Annotated in this window: 11 protein-coding genes; 2 read left to right on the top strand and 9 right to left on the bottom strand. The window is 68.3% G+C overall.

The features are described from left to right. Both L0H79_RS17745 and L0H79_RS17750 read right to left on the bottom strand, forming a co-directional pair. Positions 1-769 (bottom strand): hypothetical protein (locus tag L0H79_RS17745; RefSeq protein WP_301485976.1); only part of this gene is annotated, 769 nt, incomplete at its 3' end. A 77-nt stretch (positions 770-846) separates the two neighbouring features. Continuing rightward, positions 847-1,395, bottom strand: a complete 549-nt coding sequence (locus tag L0H79_RS17750) for a hypothetical protein (protein WP_301485977.1) — start codon at positions 1,393-1,395, stop codon at positions 847-849. A gap of 368 nt (positions 1,396-1,763) precedes the next feature. On the opposite strand from L0H79_RS17750, the gene L0H79_RS17755 reads away from it, so the two are divergent. Further along, on the top strand, positions 1,764-2,753 hold the full coding sequence (locus L0H79_RS17755; RefSeq protein ID WP_301485978.1) for a hypothetical protein: 990 nt from the start codon (positions 1,764-1,766) through the stop codon (positions 2,751-2,753). 110 nt (positions 2,754-2,863) lie between these two features. Here L0H79_RS17755 and L0H79_RS17760 read toward each other — a convergent pair whose 3' ends face one another. Together L0H79_RS17760 and L0H79_RS17765 are read right to left on the bottom strand one after the other, a co-directional pair. Next, positions 2,864-4,216, bottom strand: coding sequence for an NAD(P)/FAD-dependent oxidoreductase (locus tag L0H79_RS17760; RefSeq protein ID WP_301485979.1), 1,353 nt, complete (start codon positions 4,214-4,216; stop codon positions 2,864-2,866). Beyond that, positions 4,213-4,596, bottom strand: coding sequence for a thioredoxin family protein (locus L0H79_RS17765; RefSeq protein ID WP_301485980.1), 384 nt, complete (start codon positions 4,594-4,596; stop codon positions 4,213-4,215). The genes L0H79_RS17760 and L0H79_RS17765 overlap by 4 nt, the downstream gene beginning before the upstream one ends. Positions 4,597-4,651: 55 nt before the next feature. Between L0H79_RS17765 and L0H79_RS17770 the strand changes: the two genes are divergently transcribed. Beyond that, a complete protein-coding gene (locus L0H79_RS17770) occupies positions 4,652-5,143 on the top strand; it encodes a heavy metal-responsive transcriptional regulator (RefSeq protein ID WP_301485981.1) in 492 nt (163 codons plus the stop codon). Between the two features lie 324 nt (positions 5,144-5,467). Here the strand turns inward: L0H79_RS17770 and L0H79_RS17775 are convergent, their stop codons facing one another. From L0H79_RS17775 to L0H79_RS17795, 5 genes are all read right to left on the bottom strand, one after another. Continuing rightward, positions 5,468-6,388, bottom strand: a complete 921-nt coding sequence (locus L0H79_RS17775) for a cation diffusion facilitator family transporter (protein ID WP_301485982.1) — start codon at positions 6,386-6,388, stop codon at positions 5,468-5,470. Continuing rightward, positions 6,385-7,086, bottom strand: coding sequence for a cation transporter (locus L0H79_RS17780; RefSeq protein WP_301485986.1), 702 nt, complete (start codon positions 7,084-7,086; stop codon positions 6,385-6,387). Before L0H79_RS17780 ends, L0H79_RS17775 begins: the two co-directional genes overlap by 4 nt. Before the next feature lie 86 nt (positions 7,087-7,172). Further along, positions 7,173-7,547: a helix-turn-helix transcriptional regulator gene (locus L0H79_RS17785; protein WP_301485983.1), complete on the bottom strand. Its 375-nt coding sequence runs from the start codon at positions 7,545-7,547 to the stop codon at positions 7,173-7,175. A gap of 99 nt (positions 7,548-7,646) precedes the next feature. Continuing rightward, entirely contained in the window at positions 7,647-7,982 is a 336-nt protein-coding gene (locus L0H79_RS17790) for a YnfA family protein (RefSeq protein ID WP_301485984.1), read from the bottom strand. A gap of 672 nt (positions 7,983-8,654) precedes the next feature. Then, the coding region (locus L0H79_RS17795; protein WP_301485985.1) for an MFS transporter at positions 8,655-9,189 on the bottom strand (535 nt) is incomplete at its 5' end.

A 9,189-nucleotide genomic window follows, 5' to 3' on the forward strand; every position in this document is an offset into this window, starting at 1 on the left:
ACAGGCCCATGCCGGACCAGTCCACGGTCCAGTACGAGGTGGCCCGGACGGTGTAGGCGCCTTGGCGGGTGTAGGTGTGCCCGCAGTCCGGACTGGACTGGCGACCAAAGGAGTCCGCGTACGGGGTGCCCGATCCGCGGCAGGTCACCACGGTGCCGTCGCCCATCTGCCAGACGATCCGGTCGGCCTTGGCGGTGGCGGTCACCGAGAACCCGCCCGCGGATGCGGTGCGGGTGATCGGCCCCAACGTTGACGGGCCGGGGTCCTGGACCCACATCCAGGTCGGCATGCCGATGATCCCGACCCTGCCGGCCACCGGCTCGGGGACGATCCCGATCGACACAGCCTTCAGCCGCATCTGCGCGATCGCGGACTGCGCCAGCACGCGCGGGTCCGGCGGGGCGGCCGGTCCGGCGGGCGGAGCCGCCGCCCAGCGGTAGGTGATCGGAATGCCGCCGATGGCGGCCACGAGCGGGTCGTAGCACTCGTAGATCGCGCCGTCGGTGTGGCCGGCCCAGCGTGGGTCGCTCTTGGGTGGCTGCGGGGTCAGCGGCTTGACGTAGCAGCCCCATGCGTTGCTCCACCACGACGCGCCGTCCCGGCAGGGCAGCTCGTCCCCGTTGGCGTTGACACACGCTTTGGGGGCGCCTCCGCCGCTCTGCCCGCCACCACCTTCGGGTCGTGGGGACTTTGGGTCTCCCGGGTCGGTGACAACGATGGTGCAGACACCACTCTGGGGGTCCAGCTTCGACGGTGGCGGGCATGTCACCGGATCCCCTGCTGATGCGGGCGAGGCGGCGAGCAGGCTCAACGCCAAGGCAACGGTGGGAATCACGGAGGCACGTGTCAGCACGTTTCCACCGCCTCGTCCTTCATCACGTAGAACGCGCCGTCCGTCCCCCGCTCGACCACGAAGGCGTATCGCACACGAGGCGAGCGGTTCGCTGCGACGACGGACTTGCCGTCCTTGTCGACGAGGTTCGTCTTGCTCACGTCGATGCACGTGTCGACAGTGAGCTTGCCGCCCGTGGACGCCGCATCAGAGGAGACGATCGTCGTGCTGCCAATCTGCCTGTGTCCCTGACGACGCCGCTGGGTCAGCAGCTCCCGCCAGGTCTCGAGGCTCTGGTCCCGCGCGACAGTCGTCAGCTCATCCAAAGAACGCTGCGGGTCGGCGCCCAGGGCATCGACCAAGCCCCAGAGCTTCGCGACGGCGGCCTCCGCGCCTGCCAGCTGCGGATCGGCTGCGGTCGTCGACGTCGTGGTCGTTGGCGTAGCGGTGGGCGGCACCGCAGTGGTGGTCGTCGGGGGCGCCGCAGGGTCGGTGCACGCCGCGGTCGCCAGGACGGCTGCGAACGCGACTCCGACGACGGCCCGTCGGGCGTGGATGGTCATGGCATCTCCTTCACGTCTCATGTGGCCTAAGGCGAGGATGTTCCTGCGGGCGATCACCTTGGTCCAAGGGATTTCTGTTCGCACGGGGCAGCGGTCAGTGGACACGGCGCCTGTCGAATCGCTGCTTCAGCCCTCCCGGAGCTCGGCGCGGGCCCGTTCCGATGGTGGAGAACGGGCGTACTCGCTGTCTGCCGCACCCAGCCCACCACACAACGGGCGGATGCGCTCGTCGAGATCGACCGTTCCACAGGGTTGCCCAAGCCAGCCGGGTTATCCACAGGTCCCGCCGACCGGGTGCCGACTCAACGGCCCTTCGGGCCCTATGGAGCGACAGACCTATCAAGACCTGTCCGGTCAGGAGGCACAACATGTCCGAAAACGCCCGACACCATCAGTCCCAGCGCCATCCCGACCGGCTGTCCGCTGACACCGCTGCTGTCGCGTTGACGGCTGCGGCTGCGGTCATGCCGACACTCCTGTCCGCGCAAGGCATGATCTCGGTAGGCATCGACGTGCTGCGCCTGACCGCCACCGTCGCCGTCGCCCTGGCGGTATTCCTCGAGCTCGCGCTCGTCTCCTCGGCGCTGCTGGCTCGGTCCGCCGTCCTGCGCGGGCGGTCAGCGCGAGCCGACCTGCTCTCCACGTGGGTGTTCTCCATGGTGAGCGGCGTCTTCTCCGCGGCGCACGAACTCGTCGGACAGCCAGACCTGCACGGCGTCACCACTTGGGAGCTGGACGCGCGCTCGACTCTCGCGGCCGCCGTCCGTGTCGCCGCGCCCTTGGTCGCGGCGTGGCTCTGGCATCGCATCCTGACCGGCGATCGACACGGCGCCGACAGCGCACCGACACGCCGCGAAGCCAAGCGACACCGGCTCATGCTCGCCGTCGCTACCGCCGCCCTCGACCTGCAGCGCACCCGGCAGGCACGCCCGGCATCACGCGCAGCGCTGCGCGCTCGCCGCCGCCTTGACCTACACCACCGCCGCCTATTGCGACACGTCCCAGCCACAGACCCTCGACTGTCCGGACAGCTGTCGTCGTGGCTGACGGAGGTGGGCCGAGTCCATCACCTTGACGCACAGCTGACGTCTGAGTCGTCCCCGATCCCGGGAATCTCGGGGGACACCCGAGGCGACAGCGAGATCCACACGGATGAAACGCCCCCGCCGGCGGACGGTCCGTCCGCACGCCTGGCTGTCGCTGTCGCCCTCGTATGTCGCGACGACACCGTCAGCGGCCAGGACGTCGCCGACGCCTTCACCCATCGAGGCTGGCCGGCGACACCGCGAACCGGCCAACGCTGGCTCGCCAAGGCCCGCGCATCGCTGGCCACCGCGCCATCCTCGGCGTCCGGATAAAGCGCGAGCTGAGCGTCGGCGAGTCGTCAGCCGCGGATACGGCATCGCCCCTAGTCGCACTGTCGAATTCCGTCTCAAACGCGGCGCTGCGCGAACGAGCTCGTGTGGCGTCATAGCATCGATCCGAGGTCGGAACCGACGGTTGGATAGGCAGCGGTCATGGACTTCAGCTCTCGCGTGGTGAGGTTGAGCCTCATGGCGAGCCCGATGATGTTGACCAGTTCCGCGTATTCGGGGCCGAGCAGGTGCGCGCCGACGATGCGGTCGCTGGATCGGTCGATCAGGATCTTGGCTGCGGCTGTTGTCTCTCCGATTCGATAGTTGGAGTACCAGCTGCTCGTGTCCATGTAGCGGACGTCGACCTCCAGGCCGAGCTCTTGGGCTTCCGGTTCGAGCAGGCCGACTCGGGTGAGTTCTGGAATGGTGAAGACCGCGGTCGGGATGCCGGCGTAGTTCGGGACGGTCGTGGCGGCCTTGAGCATGTTGGAGGCGGCGACCTTGCCCTCCGACACGGCGACCGGGGTCAGCGGCATGCCCGCGGTGTCAGCAGAGTCGCCCGCGGCGTAAACCCTGTGGTTGCTGGTGCTTTGCAGGTGCCGGGCGACGGTCACCCCACGCGGGCTCCAGGCGACCCCGATGGCGTCGAGGTCGAGAGATTCGAGATCAGGTTGCCTGCCGGCGCCATGCACCACGAGGTCGGCTTCAATCGTCTGGCGTTGGCCCGCGTGTTCGACGACGACCCGGTATCCCGACGTCGTCCGCTCGACCGCTGTCAGTGTGGTGGCGCCACGTACGGCGACCCCTACCTCGGCGCCCCGATCAACGAGGAGCTCCACGAGGTCTGGGTCGAACGCCTTCAGCGGGCGCGGCCCTCGGTCGATGATGACCGGGGAGCTGCCGGCACGGGCTGCGATGTGGGCGAACTCGAAGGAGATGAACCCGCCACCGACGAAGAGGATCCGGGCCGGGAGTACGTCCAGATCGAGGAACTCGGTGCTGTCGATCAGATGCTCGTGTCCGGGGAAGTCGAGGGGTCGCGCTCGGGCACCGGTGGCGATCAGGAAGTGTCTTGCGGTGTACGTGCGGCCGCTGATCTCGATGCGGTTGGCGCCGGTGAACCTGGCGTCGCCATGCAGCGTTGCCACGCCGTTGCGTGCAAGACTTGCTTCTATGGTGTGCGGTACCGGATCGGTGAAGCCGTGCTTGTGCCTCATCAGGTCGGTCCAGTTGATCGACAGCTGACCCTCGTCGATGCCCTTGCCGCGCATGAGTCGGGCGCTGTCGATGATCTCTGCGCCCCGCCGCAGAATCTTCTTCGAGTCACAGCCGCGCAGCGCACACGTGCCGCCGTACGGAAGCGCGTCAACGATCGCGACGTCCCATCCCTTGGAGGCACACTTGTTGGCTGCCGCTAGGCCGGCCATGCCGGCGCCGATCACGATCAGGTCGTGCTCCGTACTCATCTCACAGAGCCTTTCCGGGGATCCCCGCCGGTAACTGGATTCTGGGCGTTGCCAGCGGGGGTGCCAGCCGTGCCGACCTGATCAGCATCACTGATCAGCTCACGGAGCTGTTCGAGCGTCGGGGCACCCGCCAGACCCTGCGGGGTGGCGTAGACCCGGCAGGCAAGACCGACTCCGGCACCAAGGCGCGCGAAGGCGTCGACGCCGTTCACGCGGATGCTCGGCGACCCATGAAAGCCGATCCGTTCGGCCTCCTCCACGCTCTCCACCCGGTGCTTGGTCACGTTGACATCCGGGCGTTCCGCGGCGATCTGTGCGAGCCGCTCTTCAGCGACCACCCAGTTGGGACAACCATGGAAGTACAACAAGGTGATCTCCATGCCAACGACGCTAAACCCTGATCCGCGCTACAAGGTCAAGAGGTAGATTGGAGCGATGTTGATCGGAGAGCTCGCCGAAGCCGTCGGCCTGCCGAGCCAGACCATCCGCTTCTACGAGCGCAAAGGCCTCATGCCGGCGCCGGCGCGCGGCGGCAACGGGTACCGAAGCTACGACGACTCCGCCGTTACCTGCGTGAAGTTCATCCGCACCGCCCAGGCCGCCGGCCTCACCCTCGTCCAGATCCGCAGCATCGTCGACTTGCGCGACCAGGGCGCCCGTCCGTGCACGCACGTCACGGAGCTCATCGAAGGCAAGCTTGTGGAAGTCCGCCGGCGCATGGGGGAGCTCGCAGCATTGGAGAAGGAGCTCGAACAGCTCCGCGAACGCAGCCAGCGTCTCGATCCGGCCGACTGCACAGACACCGACATCTGTCACATCCTGGCCGCCCGGAACTACAAACGACGTACGCCGACGAACGGACGCATGCCGGCACCAAGGACTACACAGGCGACAGACAAGCACCCGGGCGGACCCGAAGACGACTGAGGGGAGAACAGCCTCCACTTCGACCCCGTCTGTCCGTTCGCTTGGGTGGCCAGCGAGTTTGTGGCTTCACCGCCTTCACCGCTTGCTAGGCATCGAGTTCATGCCCTCGAATGTCTCGATCATCCGGGTGACCAGCCTTCCTCGCCGACCCCTCCGGCGTGTTGGGCCAGTCCACCGTTCATCGGACAGTCCCAAGACCCTGTGCGTCAGGATCGGCTGAGAACCTCTTCCGAGCACGGCTTGACAAGGGAGGAGCACCAGAATGGGATGACTCACTGTCGCGAGTATTCCGAGAAACCCAGTCGGTGGTCCGGTGCGGTGAGGTCAGGCGTGCGTCTGGTGTTCGTGGTCGGCGTGCGCTGCGGACTCGAACTGGATAGTGGAGTGGGTCACGTCGAAGTCGGACGCGATGCAGGCCTGGAGCTCGTCGAGCATGGGGCCCAGGTGCCCGTCGTGGAAGCAGGATTCGTCGACGATGACGTGCGCGGTCAGCACCGGCAGTCCCGTCGCGACGAGGCTGGCGTGCAGGTCGTGCACATCGCGGACGTGTCCCAGCCTCAGGATCCGGCTCCGGACCCGCTCCAGGTCGAGGCCCTTCGGGGTCGACTCGAGCAGCACGTCGACTGCCTCGCGCAGCAGCCGGAGCGTGCGCGGGATGATCAGCACCCCGATCACCAGCGAGGCGACGGCGTCGGCCCGCAGCCACCCGGTGGTGGCGATGACGAGCGCAGCGACCAGGACGGCGACCGATCCGAGCGCGTCGTTGACGACCTCGAGGAACGCGGCCCGCATATTCAGGTTCGCGCCGCGACCGCGGGCGAGGATGGCCAGGCCGACCAGGTTGCCGACCAGACCGACGACGCCGAAGACGATCATGACCCCGGAGGTCACCTCGGGCGGCTCGAACAGCCGCCGCACTGCCTCGACGAGCACGAACACCCCGACCGCGAGCAGCACCCCGGCCTGCGCGGCCGCGCCCAGAACCTCGGCACGCCGGTAGCCCCAGGTGCGCGCCGCGGTCGCCGGGCGCCGGGCCAGGACCGCGGCGACCAGCCCCAGGGTCAGGCCAGCGACATCGGTCAACATGTGCCCGGCATCGGCCAGCAGGGCTAGGCTGCCGGAGATGAACGCGCCGACGACCTCGACTACAAGCACGGTCAGGGTGATGCCGAGCACCGCGGCGAGCCGACCGCGATGGTCGGCCAGCCCCGCAGCGTCATGCCCGTGGACGTGCCCGTTGCTCACGACTGACCGCGCGCCGTGGGTAGCGGCAGGACGCTAACGTCAGGGGGCTCTGAGATTCTCGTCGTGCCGCAACAGCCGTCGGTGCCCGCGCCGGGGCTGCCCTGTTTGCCCTCAGAGTCGAGACCTGGCCCGGTCGGGGCGCAGCCACAGGTCTCGCCGCGCCAGGCCTCGAGGCCCTCGCGGACCGCGACGGCGGCAATGACCAGCGCGGCCACCGGGTCCGCCCAGGACCAGCCCAGCAACGCGTTCGCAAGCAGCCCGAGCAGCAGCACGGCCGAGAGGTAGGTGCACAGCAGCGTCTGCTTCGAGTCGGCGACGACACTGCCCGAACCCAGCTCCCGGCCGGTGCGCCGCTGCGCCCATGACAGGACCGGCATCACCAGCAGGGACGCCACCGCGATCCCGATGCCGATCCCGGAGCCCTCCGCCGCCCCAGCCCCGGTAAGGGCCCGAAGCGAGTCAACCGTCACGTAGGCGGCCAGGGCGAAGAACGAGACCGCGATCAGCCGCAGCGCCCGCCGTTCCCGGCTCTCGGGCAGCGGATGGCGGAACTGCCACAGGATGACCAGGCCGCTACCCACCTCGACCAGCGAGTCCAACCCGAAGCCGACCAGCGCCGCCGAGGACGCGGCCGCTCCCGCCGCGACCGCGACGACCGCCTCGAGCGTGTTGTAGCCGACCGACGCGCCAGCCAGCATCTGCGCCCGGCGCCCCAACAGACGGCGCCTGTCCGCAGTTACTGCTGCCTTGAATGCAGGAGCCGTGGCGCTGTATGCCTCGGCGCTCACGACCGCTTCCCCATCCCGTAGCGCGGACACCGCGCCACCGCGTCCCCGGTCAGCCCCAGCAGCCGCTCAGCCGCCGCGAGCAACTCCAACGTCGCCTCCGGCTGAGCCAGCGAGTACACCGACGCACGCCCCTGCGCGCGGACCGTCACGATCCCGCAGTCCAGTAGGCATGCCAGGTGCCGGCTCACCGTCGACTGCGCCAACCCCAAATGGCCGGTCAGATCGACCACCCGATGCTCCCCGAGGGCCAGGTGCTGCACGATCGTCAGCCGCGACCGGTCGCTGAACCCGTGGAACAGGCAGACGGCTGCGTCCAACGCGCCCGCCTCACTGACCGGGACTGCATCGGTTAGCTCGGTTGTCATCGTCATAGGGCGATGTTAGCCCATTGGTACGGCTCGTTGCTGGCCGACCAGTGTCCCCCAGCAGCCGGCGCAGAAGGCGCGACGATCCCCGGGGCAGAAATACTGCTACTGCGTGCGGGGTGAATACATGATGACGGCGACGCCCCCGAGGCAGAGGAGTGCGCCGGCGACGTCATAACGGTCGGGACGGAATCGGTCGACCACCAGCCCCCACGCCAGCGAACCGGCGACGAAGACACCGCCGTAAGCGGCCAGGATGCGGCCGAAATGAGGGTCTGGTTGCAGCGTCGCGACGAAGCCGTACAGGCCAAGCGCAATCGTCCCGGCCCCCATCCAGACCCAGCCCCTGTGCTCGCGCACCCCCTGCCAGACGCGCCACGCACCCCCGATCTCGGCCACCGCAGCCACGACGAACAGGGCGATCGACCTCAGGATGTCCATGAGCGCCATCGTGCCAGCGGGCGACCCATAGCGGTCGTTGACGGCTATGGGCAGAGCCGAACCAAACGATTGACTGGACCCCCCAAGCTCAGGAGCGCGACTCCGGTGCGGGCGCCGAGACGAAAGGCCCCAGCGCCGCGGGTGGGCCATGACTATGCCATGAGGATGCGATGGCCGGATATTGGCCGGGTACACGCGGCCGAAGCCGGCATTTCGGGGGCTCATTTGGCGTCCGGCCATCACCTCCAGGCCAGGGTAGCGAGGGAACGGCCCCGTCACCGGCTCACCCGGGCCGAGAACCGGCGGATGAACCACATGAACCACATCGCCGCGATCAGCCAGATCTCCCCTCGAACCGACGGCCGGGCCTGCGGAGCGACTGAGAATCCAGGGCGGTCGACCTGCTCCCGCACATCGACACTTCGGATCAGCCACTTCACGGACCCGCGAAACCGCCTCTACAGCACCTAAGTCCGCAAGGAAGTCCTCGGCACCGATGACCGCCTCGGTCACCGGTTGACACCAAAGGGAGCCCGAATGACGCAACCTGAAGCGCCCTCACGCGGAGGACTCCGGTCACCACGGAGGCGTCCGTGATTTACCGGTTCTACCGATGTCCGGCTGTTCGGGATTGCCGGGGTGCGCGGACCTCAAAGGTACCGTGGGAATCAGTTACGTGGACTGGTCCTGGGCGGCAGTCAGGCCCACGCCGGCGGCGGCCAGCAGCAGCACGCCGCCGAGGTAATAGACCGCGGTGATCCCGCAAGTGTCAGCCAGCAAGCCGCCCACGCCCAAGGAGATGAGTCTCCCGCCCTGCCAGAGCACGTCCATCGCAGAGAAGATGCGCCCCCGGGCATGCTGAGGTGCCTCTGCTTGGAGCATCGAGTTGAAGGTGACCGCCCCTGACGTTCCCACCCCGTAAGCGACCAGCGAGCACACGGCCACCGCCGGCGAGGCGAACGTAGCAAGCGCCAGGTCTACGACGCCGCGCATAGCGAACGGGCCGAACACAAACACCGGCCGCCGGGGGTCGCGGATAAGTCGGAGCAGCGCTAGCGGGCCGAGCGCCGCGCCGATGCCGATCGCCCCGATCAGCATCCCGTAGCCGCTGCCGGAGACGCCGAGATGCTCCTCGGCCAACACAACTAGGAGCGCGCTGGTGGCCCCGGCGGACAGCGAGGCGAGGAGTTGACCGGCCCCTAGCGCG

This window comes from Intrasporangium sp., assembly GCF_030452765.1.
Classification (GTDB): domain Bacteria; phylum Actinomycetota; class Actinomycetes; order Actinomycetales; family Dermatophilaceae; genus Intrasporangium_A.